This is a genomic window from Acinetobacter sp. YH12086 (assembly GCF_013419345.1).
GTDB lineage: Bacteria > Pseudomonadota > Gammaproteobacteria > Pseudomonadales > Moraxellaceae > Acinetobacter > Acinetobacter amyesii.
Window position 1 is genome coordinate 183,879 of sequence record NZ_VPAF01000006.1, and the last position, 18,300, is coordinate 202,178.

20 protein-coding genes are annotated in these 18,300 nt (G+C 40.7%); 10 read left to right on the plus strand and 10 right to left on the minus strand.

All coding sequences use genetic code 11. The annotated features are described in order from the left end of the window. Positions 1-95 precede the first annotated feature (95 nt). Positions 96-689, plus strand: coding sequence for an NAD(P)H:quinone oxidoreductase (gene wrbA, locus FTU29_RS09265; RefSeq protein ID WP_180026043.1), 594 nt, complete (start codon positions 96-98; stop codon positions 687-689). Between the two features lie 613 nt (positions 690-1,302). Here the strand turns inward: wrbA and FTU29_RS09270 are convergent. The 4 genes from FTU29_RS09270 to FTU29_RS09285 all read right to left on the minus strand — a co-directional run bounded on the left by FTU29_RS09270 (position 1,303) and on the right by FTU29_RS09285 (position 4,189). Continuing rightward, complete coding sequence (locus FTU29_RS09270; RefSeq protein ID WP_143221668.1) at positions 1,303-1,701, minus strand: hypothetical protein; 399 nt, start codon at positions 1,699-1,701, stop codon at positions 1,303-1,305. A 267-nt stretch (positions 1,702-1,968) separates the two neighbouring features. After that, complete coding sequence (locus tag FTU29_RS09275) at positions 1,969-2,544, minus strand: xanthine phosphoribosyltransferase (protein ID WP_078189246.1); 576 nt, start codon at positions 2,542-2,544, stop codon at positions 1,969-1,971. Positions 2,545-2,634: 90 nt separating this feature from the next. Further along, entirely contained in the window at positions 2,635-3,348 is a 714-nt protein-coding gene (locus FTU29_RS09280) for a DUF3108 domain-containing protein (RefSeq protein WP_180008408.1), read from the minus strand. Between the two features lie 157 nt (positions 3,349-3,505). Continuing rightward, a complete protein-coding gene (locus FTU29_RS09285; protein ID WP_078192433.1) occupies positions 3,506-4,189 on the minus strand; it encodes a hypothetical protein in 684 nt (227 codons plus the stop codon). 258 nt (positions 4,190-4,447) lie between these two features. Between FTU29_RS09285 and FTU29_RS09290 the strand changes: the two genes are divergently transcribed. Then, on the plus strand, positions 4,448-5,305 hold the full coding sequence (locus FTU29_RS09290) for an energy transducer TonB (RefSeq protein ID WP_194087884.1): 858 nt from the start codon (positions 4,448-4,450) through the stop codon (positions 5,303-5,305). Here FTU29_RS09290 and FTU29_RS09295 read toward each other — a convergent pair whose 3' ends face one another. From FTU29_RS09295 to miaB, 4 genes are all read right to left on the minus strand, one after another. Continuing rightward, the gene (locus tag FTU29_RS09295) at positions 5,306-5,596 is read right to left on the minus strand and encodes an antibiotic biosynthesis monooxygenase (protein WP_111885943.1); all 291 of its coding nucleotides are present in this window, start codon (positions 5,594-5,596) and stop codon (positions 5,306-5,308) included. A gap of 63 nt (positions 5,597-5,659) precedes the next feature. Next, the gene (ybeY, locus tag FTU29_RS09300) at positions 5,660-6,142 is read right to left on the minus strand and encodes an rRNA maturation RNase YbeY (RefSeq protein WP_078192431.1); all 483 of its coding nucleotides are present in this window, start codon (positions 6,140-6,142) and stop codon (positions 5,660-5,662) included. A gap of 9 nt (positions 6,143-6,151) precedes the next feature. After that, positions 6,152-7,243 carry a PhoH family protein gene (locus FTU29_RS09305; protein WP_111885944.1) on the minus strand — a complete coding sequence of 364 codons (1,092 nt, stop codon included), beginning with the start codon at positions 7,241-7,243 and terminating at the stop codon, positions 6,152-6,154. Between the two features lie 38 nt (positions 7,244-7,281). After that, a complete protein-coding gene (miaB, locus tag FTU29_RS09310; protein WP_078192429.1) occupies positions 7,282-8,739 on the minus strand; it encodes a tRNA (N6-isopentenyl adenosine(37)-C2)-methylthiotransferase MiaB in 1,458 nt (485 codons plus the stop codon). A 307-nt stretch (positions 8,740-9,046) separates the two neighbouring features. On the opposite strand from miaB, the gene FTU29_RS09315 reads away from it, so the two are divergent. From FTU29_RS09315 to FTU29_RS09335, 5 genes are all read left to right on the plus strand, one after another. After that, positions 9,047-11,023 (plus strand): lytic transglycosylase domain-containing protein, encoded by a 1,977-nt coding sequence (locus FTU29_RS09315; protein ID WP_180121486.1) that lies wholly within the window; start codon positions 9,047-9,049, stop codon positions 11,021-11,023. Positions 11,024-11,072: 49 nt separating this feature from the next. Continuing rightward, on the plus strand, positions 11,073-11,729 hold the full coding sequence (locus tag FTU29_RS09320; protein ID WP_180092952.1) for a ribonuclease I: 657 nt from the start codon (positions 11,073-11,075) through the stop codon (positions 11,727-11,729). Between the two features lie 170 nt (positions 11,730-11,899). Then, complete coding sequence (locus FTU29_RS09325; protein ID WP_078192426.1) at positions 11,900-12,886, plus strand: malate dehydrogenase; 987 nt, start codon at positions 11,900-11,902, stop codon at positions 12,884-12,886. Between the two features lie 188 nt (positions 12,887-13,074). Further along, positions 13,075-13,335 (plus strand): DUF2789 family protein, encoded by a 261-nt coding sequence (locus FTU29_RS09330; RefSeq protein ID WP_078192425.1) that lies wholly within the window; start codon positions 13,075-13,077, stop codon positions 13,333-13,335. 105 nt (positions 13,336-13,440) lie between these two features. Then, positions 13,441-13,698 (plus strand): DUF2789 family protein, encoded by a 258-nt coding sequence (locus FTU29_RS09335; RefSeq protein WP_078189234.1) that lies wholly within the window; start codon positions 13,441-13,443, stop codon positions 13,696-13,698. Positions 13,699-13,747: 49 nt separating this feature from the next. On the opposite strand, the gene FTU29_RS09340 is transcribed toward FTU29_RS09335, so the two are convergent. Both FTU29_RS09340 and FTU29_RS09345 read right to left on the minus strand, forming a co-directional pair. Next, a complete protein-coding gene (locus tag FTU29_RS09340) occupies positions 13,748-14,275 on the minus strand; it encodes a hypothetical protein (RefSeq protein WP_180035684.1) in 528 nt (175 codons plus the stop codon). Positions 14,276-14,346: 71 nt separating this feature from the next. Continuing rightward, positions 14,347-14,949 (minus strand): 2OG-Fe(II) oxygenase, encoded by a 603-nt coding sequence (locus tag FTU29_RS09345; RefSeq protein WP_111885952.1) that lies wholly within the window; start codon positions 14,947-14,949, stop codon positions 14,347-14,349. A 114-nt stretch (positions 14,950-15,063) separates the two neighbouring features. Between FTU29_RS09345 and FTU29_RS09350 the strand changes: the two genes are divergently transcribed. The 3 genes from FTU29_RS09350 to FTU29_RS09360 are packed head-to-tail and all read left to right on the plus strand — an operon-like array spanning position 15,064 to position 17,902. Further along, on the plus strand, positions 15,064-15,921 hold the full coding sequence (locus tag FTU29_RS09350) for a 23S rRNA (adenine(2030)-N(6))-methyltransferase RlmJ (protein ID WP_078189232.1): 858 nt from the start codon (positions 15,064-15,066) through the stop codon (positions 15,919-15,921). Between the two features lie 41 nt (positions 15,922-15,962). Continuing rightward, a complete protein-coding gene (gene pssA / locus FTU29_RS09355; RefSeq protein ID WP_180121488.1) occupies positions 15,963-16,787 on the plus strand; it encodes a CDP-diacylglycerol--serine O-phosphatidyltransferase in 825 nt (274 codons plus the stop codon). Between the two features lie 38 nt (positions 16,788-16,825). Beyond that, complete coding sequence (locus FTU29_RS09360; protein ID WP_180121490.1) at positions 16,826-17,902, plus strand: DUF6670 family protein; 1,077 nt, start codon at positions 16,826-16,828, stop codon at positions 17,900-17,902. The last annotated feature ends 398 nt before the right edge of the window (positions 17,903-18,300 follow it).

Genomic DNA, 18,300 nt, shown 5'->3' on the forward strand with positions numbered 1-18,300 from the left:
TATTTTAGTCATGTTTATGCAATTTTCATCACTTAGCTTAACCAAAAAATAGGAAAAATACCGTATAGTTTTCTTTTTTCATTGAATTTATAAAAATGACGCAAGCTTATGTACTGGTGTTGTATTACAGCAAATATGGTTCAACACGTGAGATGGCACATTTAATTGCCAATGGAATTGAAGCGTCTGGAATGGCAGTAAAAATACGAACCGTTCCAAATTTATCTACTGTGGTGACTGACGTGCAGCCCAGTATTCCTGCCGAAGGCGATATTTACTGTAGCTTAGATGACTTAGCGCATTGCTCAGGTTTAGCCCTTGGTTCGCCAACACGTTTTGGTAATATGGCGTCGGAAATGAAATATTTCTGGGATCAAACCACAGCGCTTTGGCTCAATGGCGCATTACATGGCAAACCTGCCTGTGTGTTTACCAGTTCAGGTTCAATGCATGGGGGACAGGAAAGTACTTTGCTGACCATGCTGCCGCCTTTGTTTCATCACGGAATGATGGTTATGGGTTTAACTAATGCCCATCCTGCATTATCGAATACCAAAACGGGTGGTACACCTTATGGTGCAAGCCATGTCAGTGGTCCACGCCATGATCAGTCATTGAGTCAAGATGAGCGTAACTTGTGTGAAGAGCTGGGTAAACGCCTAGGCGAAGTCGTCAAAAAGTTGATTTGATACTTACTTGCTCTAGGAAGTTGCGCTAACTTTGTAGCGAACGGGCAAGAAAAGGTTTAAATATTGCACTTTTCTTGCTTTATTTACGTGTGACGTCTTTTTATTTATGACGTTGTATACCGCCCAAAATATAAAAATAAATCTGTCGAACTATTCCTGAAATATTAAAAATAAATGATATCAACAATATATTGAAAGTTTTTAAATACAGCCTGCTCAGTGATGGTTTCGAGTCGAATATTGCTCTGTCTTTGGGCGCGTTATTTTTATTTTTTGATTACATGATTTGTATTTAAATTTCTTCTTTAGGGTGTGTGATGTCTATTGTTAATTTTCTAATGACTTTCCTGTGTTCCGTATTGGCTGCATCTTCCTTGTGTACGGCAATGCCAGTTTATACAGTATGGATTTCCCGCAAGAGAAAAAGCCGAAGAAAAAGAATTTTTAGCGAAACAAGATCAAGTTAAAGTGGACTCAAAATCTTTAACTGATGTTTCAAAATAATTGATTCGCCATGGTTTTCGAATAGCATTTCAATAGACTAGAAATACATATTAGAAAAACAATAACCTATAAAAAAAGAGCGCTGATGCGCTCTTTTTTTATATCCAAATTAGTCTTGATCCGAAGTCTTTGCAGCGTCTTCAGGCTGTTGCTCAACTTCAAAGCGCTGTTTGCAATCTAAACATTGGTAGTCGAGAAAAATATTTTGATCGACGATCACGCCGGCTTTTTTACCAAAACGGTGTCCGAGGAAACCGCCTGTGATACCGACGCTAATTGCACCAACAAAAGTCCCGATGGTTCCGCCCATAATCACGCCAAGTGGGCCAGCAGTCACGCCACCAATCGCAGCACCAATAGATGCGCCAGATGCCGCACCACCGACAGTTCCTGCAGCAGTTCCTGCACCACTGAGTAAGACACCACCAATTTTTTGTAAGTTTTGTTCATGGTTACGCTTTTCAATATGGGTTGATCCACATTTTGGACATTTAACTGTCGATTCCATGTTTTGCTCTTCTGTATTCATAACTTTCCATAGCCTTAAAAAATAAAGTGGCCGAATTTATGGTGCAGCATAATGTAATTTGACAGATGAGTAGTTGACCCATTCGATCAAATGTGACGATTTTCCTGAATTTTATCGAGTTTTGCACACCGATGTTTTGTCTGCTTGTAACTAAGGCGTTAAAAAGTGCGCTCTATGTCACCTTAATGGCAAATTTTTAGCAAAAAAAAGAACACCTGATGTGTTCTTTTTTCTTTTGAACGCAAACTAGTCACGAACAAATTCAACTGTACCATTCGCCAGTGATTTCACACGTGCCAATGATTCAACGCGATAGCCTTTTTCAAGCAAAATATCACGACCAGGTTGGAATGATTTTTCAATCACGATACCGATACCCAATACTTCAGCACTTGCTTGATGAATAAGATCTGCAAGACCTAAAGCCGCTTGACCATTGGCCAAGAAGTCATCAATCACTAAAACTTTATCTTCAGCATTGATGTGCTTTTTAGAAATCGCGATCGTGCTTTCAGTTTGTTTGGTAAAAGAAAACACTTTTGAGCGATACAAATCATCTTTTAAGGTTAAAGATTGATATTTACGTGCAAAAATCACAGGAACACCAAGTTCAAGACCAGCCATTACTGCAGGTGCAATACCTGAAGCTTCAATGGTGATGATTTTGGTAATGCCAGCATCTTTAAATAGACGGGCAAATTCTTGACCAATTTGCTGCATCATTACAGGGTCAATTTGGTGGTTCAGGAAAGAATCGACTTTCAGAACTTCTTCAGAGAGAACGATACCTTCAGCTAAGATTTTCTGTTCCAGAGCGTGCACGGGAGAATCCTCGAGGGGCAGGTGCTTTTTAAAGCAAAAGCGTATTTTAAAAAGCACCGTGAAAAATGCAAGCGAAATTGATCAAATCAATTAATTTGTTGCACCTTTATAGCCCGTTAACAATAAACCGTAAGAGGTTTTATTGTCTTGGTGGGAAACTTTGACAGGTAGATAATCTAGTTTTGGTGCTAACCAGAAAGTCGTTTGACGGCCTGGTTTGTCATGACGCATCACGACTTTAACGGTGTCAAAAGTTCCATAAGTGGTTTTCACTTTTTCAGTGCCTTGTTTCACGAACTTACGAGCTTCAACCTCTTTGGCATCGGCAATGTAGTAATTCGATTTCAAACCACCATTTTTTAAATCTTCACGAATTTGCAATTCAGCATTGAGTTCATCTAACACACCTGATTTCCACGCAAATGAACGCGCTTTATCATCTTTTTTGGTATTAATGGTTTTTGCGCCAGCATTAAAATTAATATTCATGGTGTTGTTGTGCACCAAAATTTTGCTGCTGCGGCTAAAGCTGTTCGAGTGAATTTGGCTGCCATTTAAACTAAAACGACTGGTTTCAGTTGCAGAGGCCATCGCACCAGCTTTTGCTGCGAAAACATACGTCCAGTTATTCCCAGATTGTTTTAGGGTACGTGTTGCAGAACCCAAGTTTTTGCCGTTGTAGTTAAATTGGTAGTTGGCTTGGAATGGACTCATGGCAAATGACTGACTTGAGAAACCAGTCAAAAGCAGTGTAGTCGATACCCCAGCAACAAGACCTAAATTTTTCAAAAGTGAATGTGCCATAAGTATGGTTTTCCTATTCAATAGAAGTGCGGTGGGCTAAACCACCTGATATGTTTATTATGCGGCTGGATTGTGGAGAATCTCGTCGCAAATCCGTGCCTAATGTATATGTTGTGTAGCGTTTTATAGGCTCAAGATATCTAAGTACAGGATAAGTCTAGCTTTCCTTTTGCTTAATTGGCGTGACTTCATCGTCTTTTAAATTTGAGTCATCCCAGTCTTCTATCCGTTCTTGCGACATCTTGGTGAACAATGCGGTTAAATTAACATTACCAATCACCACCAATTCGGCCTCACGTAAAACAGCATGGTTGACATGGACTTTGCCCAGTGTGTCGATAATCGATCGACTTTTACCGAGCCAGCGATTCAGGTCTAAATACAGTAAATCATCTTTAACTTTGATCACATTGAGCTTTTCCAAAATCATACCCAATGGATCTTGGTTGAGTACTTTTTGATAGAACCATAACGCCATGCGCACGCCCATCTTATACAGAACATTTGGATACTTCGCTTCAATCACTTGTGTATCACTAATTTGTTCAAATACGATCAATTGGGTTTGTTTGTTGAGTTCCATCTGTACCAGTTTTAAATCGACAGAGAGTGTTATGATCAGCCCGTTATAATCCAATGTGGCATACAGTCGAAGCCAGTCATCATGCAGGTCAGCATGCAAGTCTTTGAGCATTTTCACATTATCGGTCACAAAGCGCTGAAATGTCGCATTTAAAAACACTTGAGACATTGGGAATTCACGCTCATCTTCAATAAATCCTTCAGCTTTTTGGTACACTTGGCGTATACGTTTAGCGATATTGGAAACTAGCGTTTGCATAAGAAGTGCATCCTGACAAATTATGTTTTTTAACGATGTTTATCTTGTCGATTTCTATAAAAACACAAGGTTTTGATCTTGCAGTTTAGCAAAATAAATTGCACCATTTTCATGATTTTAATTGTGCATTATCGATGTGTTGATGGATTTCTCGTTTTCATCAAAAAATGAATACGAGTTTTATTTTATACTGTTTTAAGCAGTTTGGGGAATGCGGCAAATTGTCGGTTTAATGTGATGCTGAAAAAAATAACGTTCATGCCCTTGATGAAAGAGTGGTGGAAAGATCCCATATTTGCAACTGCATTAGTGTTTGCTGCTGTGTTGCATTTGGCTTTTTTAACCATGCAATTTTCCATGCCCCAAGAGGCGGATTATAACACCAAAGAAATTGCAGTTTCTTTACGTTCTACGACGGAAAAAATTGAACATGCAGACTTTTTAGCACAAGCCGATCAGCAGGGCTCAGGGACATTCCGTGAGTCACATCGTATGTCGAGTGACATGCCTGCACCGATGATCGAACAAAAAGCCGGGGAGCAAAAAAGCGAAGCTTTAGAACAACTGCAACAAAAGAAAGAGCTGAGCTTTGAAGACAAAGTGTTGATGACAACCTTGAGTTGGCAAAAACAAGCTGAAGAAAACAGTCGCAAAAAAGCCGTTGAGGAGTTGAATAGTCAGTTTCAGGCCAAGGCTGCGATGGTGGCGAGTATCGAAGCCCAATATTTACAACGTCAACAAAATTTTAGCCGTCAGCAAAAAATTAAAACCATTGATGGTATTCAAGCCAAGCAAGATGTTTCTGCTGCTTACATGGAAAAATTTCGCGAAAAAGTCGAATTTTACGGTAACCGTTATTATCCTGAAGCGGCAAAACAGCAACAGCTACGCGGTGAAGTACGTTTAATGGTTATTTTGAACAGTAATGGCGGGATTCGTGCCATTCGTTTGATCGAAAGTTCAGGTTCAAACTTATTGGACGAAGCTGCAAAAACCTCTGTACGTAAGGCGGCACCTTTTGGTTTGTTTGATGCCAAAATGAAAGACATCTCAGAACTTCGTATTGTGCGTACTTGGCGCTTCGATCCTGCAGAAGCAGAGTTTGAGGTGCGTTAATCAGTTGTGATTGCGTCGCAAAACTTCGCAGATTTCGACGCTAAAACTCGCATACCATTGGTTTTTCCCCAATTGCTGCGCGACCAGATGTTGTGCATCTTGTTGCCAAGCTCGAATGTCTTCTAATGTATTCCAGTAGGAAAGGGCGATTTCATGCTCACCCTCTGTCAGCGCTTCAAAATGTTGACAGTTAAAGTGTGTCAAGGCTTTGTCTCTAAGCTGCTGTGCAGTCGAAAAATACAGCTCATCAAGCGTACGAATGCGTGCTTTAAAAATCACGACATATTGCATATCTTTCCTTCCTTGTTTTTTATGACGATAAAAAAAGCGAGCCGGAGCTCGCTTTTTGGGTTCTTAATCTCTTTCCAGATAAGGGTTATCAAACCCCAATTTGGCTAAAATCTCGATCTCCAAAGCTTCCATTTCTTCAGCATCTTCATCAGAGGTTTCATGGTCGTAGCCCATGAGGTGCAACGTACCGTGTACCAGCATATGCGTAAAGTGAGTCAGGGGTGCTTTGCTTTGTTCTTGTGCTTCACGAAGAACCACAGGAATACAAATCACCAAGTCGCCAATCGGAAATGAGTCTAAAACTGCAGCCATTTCATCGGGGAGATCGCTCGGAAAAGACAACACATTAGTCGGTTTGTCTTTACCACGATATTCCAAGTTCAATTTGTGGCTTTCGTCATTGTCCACACATGCAATACCGATCTCACAATCACTTTGTGTATCGATATGACGTAAAGCCGTTTCCACGACTTTTTTGATATGCGCACGTTTCACCACCAATTCAGGTGACTGAAAATTTTGCTGCAAGGAGAGATTAAGTTTCAAAATGAATCCTTAAATGTTTTCGTCTTGATGCTGCCCATCAGCTTTAGCATCATTGTCCGCCACCAAGGCTTCCTGACGTGCTTTACGTTCTGCACGTTGTTCAGCCGTGAGGCGATGTTGTTCGCTGTCCCATCCCTCATAGGCTTCAACAATTTTTTGAACCAATTGATGACGTACCACGTCACGAGAGTGGAAGCGAGTAATATGAATTTCTTTGATTTTTTCAATCACACGTAAGGCATGTGCCAAACCAGATTGTTGACCACGAGGTAAATCGACCTGTGTAATGTCGCCCGTGATCACCGCTCGAGAACCAAAGCCTAAACGGGTGAGGAACATTTTCATCTGTTCAGGGGTAGTGTTCTGTGCTTCATCTAAAATCACAAAAGAATGATTTAAGGTACGACCACGCATGTAGGCCAGTGGTGCAACTTCAATCACTTGACGTTCAATCAGTTTAGCGACTTTTTCAAAACCGAGCATTTCATACAAAGCGTCGTATAGCGGACGTAAGTAAGGGTCAATTTTTTGGCTCAAATCACCGGGTAAAAACCCCAGTTTTTCACCGGCTTCAACCGCAGGGCGAACCAATAAAATACGCTGAATTTCATTACGTTCTAGCATATCTACAGCAGCGGCGACCGCGAGATAAGTTTTACCTGTACCCGCTGGGCCGATACCAAATGAAATATCGCTTTGTAAAATACGCTGTACATAGCGTTTTTGATTGGCGCCACGTGGGTTGATCCGACCTTTACGGGTTTGTAGATAAACATTGTCTAAACCGGTATGCTCATTTTCAGAAAAATCTTCCTGAATTTCGCGGTCAGTCTGACTGCCTTGAATCATCATGTGTAAAATGTCCGCACTAATCTGTGGATTGGTTTCGGACTCTTCATAAAGACGGTGAAGGAGACTTTCGGCTCTCTCTACCGCATCGATTTCCCCATCGACAAAAAAAGCATCTGCACGATGAGAAATTTTGACATCTAAACGTTGTTCAATTTGTTTGAGATGACCGTTATAGGCACCGAGCATGCTTTGTAAACGGTCAAGTGGAATACCAGCAAAAGTTACAGTACGTCGAATCGCTGCAGTCAAGAGAATTCCTTTAAATTGGTCTGACGATTAAGCTTACATTACGCCACGTCAGGCTCAAGATTCAAGAGTTCACCGTAAACAAACTTCAAAGTTTTAATATCGGTCACTTCAATCTCTGCAAAACGCCCAACCCATGCAGGATCACCGATAAAGCTAACCAAACGTGTATTGTCTGCAGTACCAATCAGCAAGTTCGGATCTTTGTCTGAAACAGACTCAATCAAAACACGCTGAATGGTGCCCAGCATGGCATCAGTTTTATCGATACTGGATTGTTTAATCCATTGTTGAACTTTTGCAAGACGTTCTTTTTTCACATCTTCAGGGGTTGTGTCTTCAAGTTCTGAGGCAGGAGTACCCGGACGTTTTGAGTAGATGAAACTGTATGAATGATCGAAGTCCATATCTTGGATAAATTGATAAGTTTCTTCGAAGTTTTCGTCAGTCTCACCCGGAAAGCCAATAATAAAGTCGCTAGATAAATGCATATCAGGGCGAACTTGACGTAATTTAGCAATTTTATCGATATATACATCAATCGTGTGGTTACGTTTCATGGCTTGTAGCACGTCATTCGAACCACTTTGAACTGGTAGATGCAAGTGAGAAACCATTTGCGGTAAGTCACGGTAGCATTGAATCAAGTCATCATTAAATTCAAGCGGGTGCGATGTGGTGTAACGAATACGACCAATCCCTGGAATCTCAGCAACTAAACGTAATAAGTCTGCAAAGGTACAGATTTCCCCTTCAAAAGTTTCACCACGGTAGCCATTCACGTTTTGGCCGAGTAATGAAATTTCACGTACGCCTTTTTCAGCTAAAGTGGCAATTTCAGCCAATACGTCATCGAGTGGGCGAGAAACCTCTTCACCACGGGTATAAGGAACTACGCAGAATGAACAGTATTTAGAACAGCCTTCCATAATAGAAACAAAGGCTTTAAAACCTTCTACACGCGGTTCCGGCAAAAAGTCGAATTTTTCAATATCAGGGAATGAAATATCCACCAACTGAATTTTTTCTTTTTTCGGTTTGACCACTTGTTCAGTGTGTTGATCCAGCATTTGCGGTAAACGATGCAAAGTTTGTGGACCAAACACCATATCTACATACGGTGCGCGTTTTTGAATGTTGTCACCTTCCTGAGAGGCAACACAGCCACCAACACCAATCACCAAGTCAGGATTTTTTTCTTTCAGCTTGCGCCAGCGGCCTAACTCAGAAAATACTTTTTCTTGTGCTTTTTCACGGATAGAGCAGGTATTCATCAGGAGAATATCCGCTTCTTTTGGATCGTTTGTCAGCACATAGCCGTGAGAATCACCTAAAAGGTCGCCCATACGTTGACTGTCATACTCATTCATCTGACACCCTTGCGTTTCGATGTACAGTTTTTTCACTGCTCCATCTTGAGCTGGGGTGTGCTGTGGCTGGGTAACAGTGTTATCTGGGGCAGCTTGGGCACTATTCGGGATGAAGGTTTGAACCGTCATGTAGGCTCCTAAAGGAATTTTATGAAAATCAATAACCATACGTGGCTGACAGACAATTCAATCAATTGAATTGTGCAGCTGCGGAGGTCAAAAAGGGGATTTTAAGAATGGGCAATATTTTAGCAGTAATTCACTAGAAACTTACAGCCTAAAATTACAACTCTGCCATATTGATTTATGAAGCAAAAATGTTTGAAAATTAATATTGGCTAATCATAAGGTTACATAACAGAACACAATGCAGAGTTTAGAATTATTAAACTAATTCCTAAACAAAGTTCGATGTGCTGTAACTGAGCAGAATGACATGAAAGAAGGCAAGTGGATGTTAAAACATAATTTTAAACAGAAAAATTACGCTAAATTACTTGCTTTGAGTGTCGGGCTCTCCGGAATTTCTGCGTTTACCCAAGCTGCAGATGAGCAGTTTAACGATGCTTTACGTGCTGCGAATGCAGGCAATATTAGTTTATTACAACAATACCAATCATCCATGCAAAATGACGTTTTGGGCTATTATCCAGAATATTGGTTACTGAATAACAATTTGGCTTCACAGCCAGCAAGTGCCATTATTAATTTTGCACAGCGCTATCCAAACTCGGCAATGGCAGAAAAATTAGCTGCAGATTATGTTGAAGAAAAAGTCAAACAAGCTGATTTCGCTACAGCACAGCCTGTCTTGCAATATGTGACTAATGCTGACCGTGCTGAAACATGTGCCATGGCTCAAGTCCGAGCAAAGTCGGGCGACCCTCTGGTTTACGCAGAATTTAAAGATGTATGGTTGACCACAAACTCACAACCTGACTCGTGTACTGGCTTGGGCCGTATGATGCTGTCGAGTCCTTTAATGACTCAAGATGACCGCCATCAACGGATGTGGGGACAGTTAAGAGCGGGTCAGTCAGGACAAGCGATTGCGACTGCGCAAACCATTGGCGTAAATATTAATTTGTCACAACTCAACACCATTCAAGCCAATCCACTGAATTATTTATGGTCTGCACCCAAAGCCACAGCTGAAGATCATGCATACCTGATTTATGCGATGGGACGCTTGGCAGATAGCGACTTAAATGGCGCAATTTCTTCGGTGAAACGTGCAGCAGAAGGCACACCAGCCGATGTACAAAAAGCCCTATACCGAAGTGTCGGGTATATCGGTGGTACAACGGTAATGAAAAATAATTTCAACCGTGAAGTTCTAAATTATCTTGATTTGAGTTATGGACTGCCTTTTAGTGCAGAAGAAGCCGAGATTTATGCGCGACAAGCCATTCGTTTTGGCGCATGGGAAAGTGTCATTCGTGCAATTGATGCGATGAGCGTTTCGCAAAAGCAGGAAGAGCGTTGGCAATATTGGTTAGCACGAGCCTCTGAACAACGTGGAGATGCCTCATCTAAACGTGCGGCTAAAGAAATTTATCGCAAGCTTGCCGTTGGCGATGATTACCATAATTTGTTAGCACGTGACAAAATTGGTCAGTCTTATAACAATATTCCGTCAAATGTGCAGCCTTCGTCACAAGATGCGCAGCGTCTCAGTCAGGACATTCACTTCCGTCGTGCCTTTGCATTGCGCAATATTAATGCATCTGACAGCTATATTAACCGTGAATGGAACTGGGCAGTGCGTCAAGCCTATTTAAAGCATGATGATGGCATGATTCTTGCCGCAGCTAAACGTGCAACCGATATGGGGTGGTATGATCGGGCGATTTATGCGGCAGATCGAACCACTAAACAGCACAATTATGCTTTACGTTATGCTATGCCGCATCAAAATTATGTGGTGAGTCATAGTCGTAATGCAGGGATTGACCCTGCATGGGCTTATGGCTTGATGCGTCAAGAAAGTCGGTTTGTCACTAGCGCACGTTCACATGTCGGTGCCGGTGGTTTAATGCAAATTATGCCAGACACCGCAAAATTGGTGGCTCGTCAGATGGGGGAGAGTTATAACCCCGCTGCATTAACGGATATGAATACCAATATCCGTTATGGCACTTTCTATTTATCAATGATTCAACGTCAATTGAGTAATAGTCCAGTATTAGCGACTGCAGGCTACAATGCGGGTCCAAATCGTGCTCGACGCTGGCAGCCTGAGTATCAAGCGATTGCAGCGGACCAATATACGGAATCGATTCCATTAACGGAAACTCGAGACTATGTAAAACATGTGATGACCAATGCAACCCATTACGGCCTTTTATTGGGTCAGGGGCCGCAATCGATTGAAAAACGAATGCAAATGATTCCATTACGGAATGCGCAATAAGCATTGAAGCAACGCGCCTGTTTTGAGGCGCAATATGGGTAAATAATGAATGCCGAACTTGAACATTAGACCTGTTTATCGAATACTGACATCACTGCTCATCGGCATTGGTGCAGGCTTTGGTGTGTCTGTGCTTTCGGCAGCACCCGTGGTTAATGGCTATGTGATGGATGTACAAATGGTGCCAGCTGTTTGCGCCTATGATCCTTTAAAAAGTAAAAAACGTAAATGTCTGGAAGGCTATTCACTCAATATCACGGGCCTATATCCAGAAACTTCTACCCGTGATTGCACCACCAATAGTTCAGCTAAACTTTCTCCGTTGCAAGCCAAAGTGGTTGCACGGATTATGCCTGATGAAAATGCTCGCGTGGCGCTTTGGCACACTACCGGCGGCTGTATCCCAATGAATGCTAGTCAGTATTTCAGAACCATTATTAATCATGCAGATAAGCTAAAAATTCCAGATGAATTGACTAGCCAAGAAACCCAATCCATTCATGCCAATGTCTTGCGTAATAAAATGTTGCGTATGAACAGCGGATTGGTATCCCAAAGTATTGAATTTAACTGTATGCAAACCCGTGGTGGCAGTTTACTGACCGAGATTAAAATTTGCTATAAAAACAATGGGCAGTATAAAAGTTGCCCTACGACTATTGTCGGAAATTGTCCTGCAACTTTCATAATTAAAGGTTCTTTCTAAGCTTTTTTCTGCATTTTATTTATATTTCCTATCATACTTTTGTTGAAAAGCATTCTCTTTTACATGCAAGCGTCAAAAGATTGGAGTACAATCTTTGCCGTTTATGATTATTAAGATTAGATAGAACAGCTATTTAATCATTATGACCTTCCTCAATTGGAGATAATTACATGAAGCAAGCAGTTCGTGTTGCCGTTACTGGCGCAGCTGGTCAAATCGGTTATAGCTTATTATTCCGTATCGCAAGCGGTGAAATGTTGGGTAAAGACCAACCAGTTATCCTTCAATTATTAGAAATTCCAGTTGAGAAAGCTCAACAAGCGCTTAAAGGCGTAATGATGGAACTTGATGACTGCGCATTCCCTCTTTTAGAAGGTATGATCGGTACTGATGATCCTAAAGTTGCATTCAAAGATGCTGACTACGCTCTTCTTGTAGGTTCACGTCCACGTGGTCCTGGTATGGAACGTGCTGACCTTCTTAAAGTAAACGGTGAAATCTTCATCGGTCAAGGCCAAGCACTTAACGAAGTTGCTAGCCGTGACGTTAAAGTTCTTGTTGTGGGTAACCCTGCAAACACTAACGCTTACATCGCAATGAAATCTGCTCCAGATCTTCCAGCGAAAAACTTCACAGCAATGTTACGTCTTGACCACAACCGTGCGTTAACTCAACTTGCTCAAAAAGCGGGTGTTGCAGTTTCTGACATCGAAAACATGACAGTTTGGGGTAACCACTCTCCAACAATGTATGCTGACTATCGTTTTGCAAATGTAAACGGCGAAAGCTTAAAAGACAAAATCAACGATGCTGCTTGGAACAAAGACGTATTCCTTCCAACTGTTGGTAAACGTGGTGCTGCGATCATCGAAGCGCGTGGTCTTTCTTCTGCTGCTTCTGCTGCAAACGCTGCAATCGACCATATGCGCGATTGGGCTCTTGGCACAAACGGCAAATGGGTAACTATGGGTATTCCTTCTGACGGTTCTTATGGTATTCCTGAAGGCGTAATGTTCGGTTTCCCTGTAACTTGTGAAAATGGCGAATACAAAATCGTTCAAGGTCTTGAAATCGACGAATTCAGCCGTGAACGTATCAACGTCACTCTAAACGAGCTTGAAGAAGAACGTGCAGCAGTTGCTGACATGGTTAAATAATTTAATTTTTTAAATTAAATTATAAAAAAAAGCACTCCATTTGGGGTGCTTTTTTATGGCCTGCGAAAAATACCAAGCTTAAGTTTTGAACAAAAAATAACACGTTGAGATGTAGTTGCAACTGACAAAGTCAATTAAACAGATAACTATGAAGTGGAAGAAATGTTTTTGGCTTGAGGAGAACGGCAATGTTTGATCAACAACCGACGTTGGAACTATTTTTTGAACAATTGGGGTTAGATGCAAGTCCGGAAGGCATTGATCAATTTATCGAAACGCATCAAATCACCATGGATGTTCCATTGCATGAAGCGCCATTTTGGACGAAGTCACAGCGTGACTTCATTATCAGTCATTGGAAAAAAGATGATGACTGGGCCATAGTGGTGGATATTTTAAATGAACAATTGCATACAGAACATAAGCTTTCCGGATCATGCAAAATCTAAATACAATTTGAAACAACAAACCTAGTTTTAACGCTAGGTTTTTTTAGCTTCATCATATAAGTTAATTAAATAATAAATGACAGATTAGTTGATAAGGAGGGCGAGATGCTCAATCAAAATAAACCATCCTTAGCTTTATTGTTTTCTCAATTGGGGTTAGCTAGCAGTCCAGCTGCGATCGAGTTATACGTGCGTACGCATCAGCTTGCTGCAAGTGAAAATTTACATGATGCGCCGTTTTGGAATAAAGCGCAGCGTGATTTTCTAATCAGTCATTTAGTACAAGATGATGATTGGGCTATATGGATTGATGAGCTGAATCAACAGTTGCATATGGATGCATATAAGCTGCAGCCGGCATAGATTTCATTTTTCCACAAATAAAAAACACCTCCTCAGAGGTGTTTTTTATTTAGTGCAGTTTGCTTTGGCGTAACTCTGCAAACCAATCTTCTTGGCGATATGGATTAAATGCAGGATGCTCAAGTAATGTGGTCAGTTTGAATTCTTGAGATTTGCAGTATTTATTTAACCAGTGGCGGGTTAACGCAGGTTCCTGTTTTACCGCAGAGGCATAGGCCAAGTAGAAGTAAATGTCGCCATGTTCAGCTTTGGACATCGGTTTCATAATCTGCTGGGTAATCAGGGCATAGCGCTGCTCTTGGGTAATTTCAAAAAATATCATATAAGCTTTGGCTAAATGTACAGACAAATTGATGTATAGCTCAATCGGCATTTCTTCAAATTCAATCCGGCTTTGCTCAAGTAGAACAATGGCTTCTTGCAGAAAATACACTTGTTCTTGATGGTTCTTACTTAAATTAACCAATTGCAGGCGTAAGTCTGCACGCTCAAGAGCAAGTTCAGGGCTGTTGCCTTGTAGAAATAATTGATCGGTTTCGCCAATACGCTGAATAATTTTATGACTGTTTTGACGCATCGGGTACATCCTCATCTATGAATGACTCATATATGAGGATAGTTTAAGGGATTTAAAGGAGGAATCTCGAATTACCACATCGAGTTGTCATTACGTAGCCAAGCCGTAATCGATAAACGTTGATGTTTAGCTTCGAGTACCTCGTGTAATAGGTCACTTTGGAATAACGCAATGCGATTTGGTTTAGGTTCTAAAATATGCCAAACATCATTCTTATCTTGTAAGCGCAATTCACCGCCCCAGTCGGCTTGCCAATATTCATGCAAATAATAAACTGCTGAAATGACACGTCCATTTTTGCCTTGAGGATTATCTTTATGCAATGCGTAAAATTCACCTGCGTTATAACAAGCAAAATGTGCTTCGACTTCGTGAATGTTAGAAAAAAATGCGCGATTAAATTGTTCTGATAAATGTTCTAAGGCTTGAACGTGTTCTTGTGCGACATCTAATGTGTCGTTAATCCATAAAATATGATCACTTCTAATTTTACTGATGACTCCATTTTGTACGGCTGCATCCCTGAATTTATTTAAATTTGACATACATTCTTCAACAAGTGCATGTATATATTCTGCAGGATAAGCGTCATCAATAATGCTAAAACCGTGTTGATCTAAATCATCGAGGATTTGATCAACCGGCCATGACTTTGGGAGAAAGGCTGTTTCCATATACGATCCATAAAGTTGTGGAAAAAAAGGTGACGTATTCTAGAGCAAGAATACCATCGGAATGAAACTATTTTTCATGCTAAAATGTCCGTTGATATCAGGAATTAAAGAAACATGAATTACCGTCACCATTTCCATGCAGGCAACTTTGCCGACGTGATGAAGCACGTTTTGCTGCTTCAGTTATTAAGTCGACTGAATGCAAAAGATAAACCTTATCGCTATGTAGATACACATGGCGGTGCAGGTAAATACGATCTTTCGACCTCTGAAGCGCAGAAATCAGGTGAGTTTTTAAATGGTATTCATCGTTTAGTTAAGCTCGATGATTCGATTAAACGCAATGCGCCTGAAGGTGTTCAACAATATTTAAAAGTTGTTGAAAAAATGCGTGAAAACTTTGGTAAAGGCGCTTATCCAGGCTCTCCGTGGTTCGCACTTGAAGGCATGCGTGAAACTGATAAGGCAACGATTTTTGAAATGCAGCGCGATGTATTCCAACAATTGCGCCACAATATTTTTGATAAACGTGCAGGCTTGCATGAGCGTGATGCTTACGAAGGTTTACTGGGTGTAATTCCACCAAAAGAAAAACGTGGTTTGGTCATGATTGACCCACCTTACGAATTAGAACGTAAAGATTTTCCACAGCTTGTAGAATTGTTGGTAGCTGCTTATAAAAAATGGCCGACAGGCGTTTTTGCGGTATGGTATCCAATTAAAGACCGCGCGATGATTGAACGTTTTGAAAAGAAAATGTACAAAACCGGCATTCGTCGTCAGTTGGTTTGCGAAATTTGTGTATGGCCTGATGACACTCCAGTTGGTTTGAATGGTTGTGGTTTACTGGTGATTAACCCACCTTGGAAATTCTCTGAAGATGCGGACGAAGCATTACAATGGTTGTTCCCACATCTTCGTATGAATGAAAATGGTGGTCACGCAGCTGTACGCTGGTTGGTTGGCGAATAATTTTAAACTTGAAAAAGAAAGGTCACAGTTAGGATCGAACAATGACAAATACAAATAAACCTGAGCGGGAAATTTCTTCAAAGGATGAAAATGCTTTTGATGGCATTACATTCGAAGTTGAAGAAGAGGAGCATACCCATGAAGGGCATAAAGTGAAACGTCGTGGGATCTATCTGTGGCCAAACTTGATTACAACAGCAGCGTTGTTATCCGGCTTTTATTCAATTATTGCCAGTATGAATGGTGAGTTTCAACAAGCCATTTATGCCATCTTCCTTGCAGCATTATTTGACGGTTTGGATGGGCGTGTCGCACGTGCTATCGGCGCGCAAAGTCCATTTGGTGAACAGTTTGACTCGTTATCGGACTTGTTAGCATTTGGTGTTGCACCTGCCATTTTAATGTATAGCTGGAGTCTAAATGACTTAGGCCGTATTGGCCTGGCAGCATGTTTTGTTTACACCGCATGTGCAGCCTTCCGTTTGGCACGTTTTAACGTACAAATTGGGGTCGTCGATAAACGTTACTTTATTGGTGTTGCAAGTCCACTCGCAGCCGTTATGATTATTTCATTGGTATGGGTGGGCATGGATATCCCTGCGGTCTTCGACTTACGCGAAACAGGTATTCAGATTTTTAATGCGGTAGTGATTATTGCAGTGGGTCTATTGATGATCTCAAATGTGAAATACTATTCATTTAAAACGGTGGATCGTCGCCGTGTTCCATTTGCGGTATTACCAATCATAGTCTTTGTTTTAGCTGCTGTAACGTATAATATTCCAATGGGTATTTTAATTATTTCAGTAATTTATGCATTGTCTGGCTTTGTCACAACCTTAATGGCAAAAAAGGCAGAAGTATGAGTTAAAGTATGAAATAAAATAATGAAAAGGAGCTTGATATGCAGATATTTCAAGATTTCTTGGATCAATCAAGACGATTGAATCAAGCTCCAGATATGCAACATAAAAAAATAAATCTACATGCGCCGAATACGCCTTATCCTTCAGTCCATTATGGACTTTGTCTACCGAATCTTCCTGCGCCCTTACATTATCTTAACTTTATGAGTTGGCTTGGGCAGCCTCAGATTCCCGCTTTTCAAAATCCTGCGTCCATTCAACAAGACGAACTCAATACAGCCACAGTATTGACCAGTGTGAGCGGTCATATGGTTGGGCAATTACAATCATATTCCATCAAAGACGACTGTAGTCTGAGTGATACCGTCTTTAAATTTAGAGACAAAGAACAGGTCGGTTGGGATGGAGCAGTATTTCAAATCCATCGAGAAGATACTGAACTCAGTTTAGATTTGTCCGTGCAAACAACCGATATTTCTTCGTGTTTAATTAAATTGAGATTAGGTCTAGCTGAATATTGGTCGGTGATGTGCCAATGTGAAGGGCAAATCAAATTTCAGGGCCAGATGTATGATGTAAATCAGTTGGCGGTTTTGTCTTATGCACAAATACGCAAGTTCCCATATTTACCTTTAGCGTTTTATACCCATCAGGTGATTAACCTTAGTCGACAACGTCAAATTATCTTTATGCAAACGCGAGACCGTTATAACAATATTTTGAGTTCACGTTTATATCTAAGAGATTTAAATCAGCAGCAAGTGTTCATGGCGGATCAAGGCGTGTTCTTTAAAGTCATGCGCGTTTATCCTGTGGTTAAAACACCGAATTTGCAAAAAATGTATTTACCACGTGAATTTGAATGGATTTACCAAAATGACAAACTAAAAATACATATACAGGCGCAGAGCCGTGGGGATTTTAAATTTGGACTCGGCGCTGGCTATGCAGGAAGCTTTAACTATCGAATTAAAATTAACGACGAAATCGAGTGTGGGGAGGGTGGCTACTGTGAATATGTCGATTGTCGAGCTTTAAAATGGCAAGAAAAGAATGAAAAAGATAAATTAACGGACAAATATGGAAATATTGTCCCTTTTATGCTCAAAAAATAGTAAAAAAACTCAATTTAGTAGAATAAATAAACAAACGTAATGAAAAATTAAAAATAAATGGAAAAGGGTGTTGCGTTGGGTCAGAAATGCTGTAGAATGCACATCCATCGGCGGTGATGAAGATTAAAACTTCTGATAAAACAATGACTTGGTTGAATTGATTGAGTTGGGTTTTATTTGATAAGTTTAAAAATAATTTGAATTACTGGTTGACTCTTTAGAAATAAAGAGTAATATAGCCGACCTAGCTTGCTGGTGACGAACCAACAAGAAGATCATTAAGAGATTATGAAGAACAACTTGTGTGGATTTTTACTGATTGATTGATCGAAATTATTTTCATTGATTGATGGTAGAAATTACTCGAAGTTTATTTGAGCAAATTTTTGTCAGTAATT

Bases quoted from the DNA above. Each gene is read 5' to 3' on its own strand.
- FTU29_RS09360 (WP_180121490.1), top strand. From the start codon at position 16,826: ATGCAGATATTTCAAGATTTCTTGGATCAATCAAGACGATTGAATCAA.
- FTU29_RS09270 (WP_143221668.1), bottom strand. From the start codon at position 1,701: ATGGAATCGACAGTTAAATGTCCAAAATGTGGATCAACCCATATTGAA.
- FTU29_RS09345 (WP_111885952.1), bottom strand. From the start codon at position 14,949: ATGGAAACAGCCTTTCTCCCAAAGTCATGGCCGGTTGATCAAATCCTC.
- FTU29_RS09325 (WP_078192426.1), top strand. From the start codon at position 11,900: ATGAAGCAAGCAGTTCGTGTTGCCGTTACTGGCGCAGCTGGTCAAATC.
- FTU29_RS09295 (WP_111885943.1), bottom strand. From the start codon at position 5,596: ATGCAATATGTCGTGATTTTTAAAGCACGCATTCGTACGCTTGATGAG.
- FTU29_RS09290 (WP_194087884.1), top strand. From the start codon at position 4,448: ATGCCCTTGATGAAAGAGTGGTGGAAAGATCCCATATTTGCAACTGCA.
- FTU29_RS09335 (WP_078189234.1), top strand. From the start codon at position 13,441: ATGCTCAATCAAAATAAACCATCCTTAGCTTTATTGTTTTCTCAATTG.
- FTU29_RS09320 (WP_180092952.1), top strand. From the start codon at position 11,073: ATGCCGAACTTGAACATTAGACCTGTTTATCGAATACTGACATCACTG.
- miaB (WP_078192429.1), bottom strand. From the start codon at position 8,739: ATGACGGTTCAAACCTTCATCCCGAATAGTGCCCAAGCTGCCCCAGAT.
- pssA (WP_180121488.1), top strand. From the start codon at position 15,963: ATGACAAATACAAATAAACCTGAGCGGGAAATTTCTTCAAAGGATGAA.
- FTU29_RS09350 (WP_078189232.1), top strand. From the start codon at position 15,064: ATGAATTACCGTCACCATTTCCATGCAGGCAACTTTGCCGACGTGATG.
- wrbA (WP_180026043.1), top strand. From the start codon at position 96: ATGACGCAAGCTTATGTACTGGTGTTGTATTACAGCAAATATGGTTCA.
- FTU29_RS09340 (WP_180035684.1), bottom strand. From the start codon at position 14,275: ATGCGTCAAAACAGTCATAAAATTATTCAGCGTATTGGCGAAACCGAT.
- FTU29_RS09315 (WP_180121486.1), top strand. From the start codon at position 9,047: ATGAAAGAAGGCAAGTGGATGTTAAAACATAATTTTAAACAGAAAAAT.
- FTU29_RS09330 (WP_078192425.1), top strand. From the start codon at position 13,075: ATGTTTGATCAACAACCGACGTTGGAACTATTTTTTGAACAATTGGGG.
- FTU29_RS09285 (WP_078192433.1), bottom strand. From the start codon at position 4,189: ATGCAAACGCTAGTTTCCAATATCGCTAAACGTATACGCCAAGTGTAC.
- FTU29_RS09280 (WP_180008408.1), bottom strand. From the start codon at position 3,348: ATGGCACATTCACTTTTGAAAAATTTAGGTCTTGTTGCTGGGGTATCG.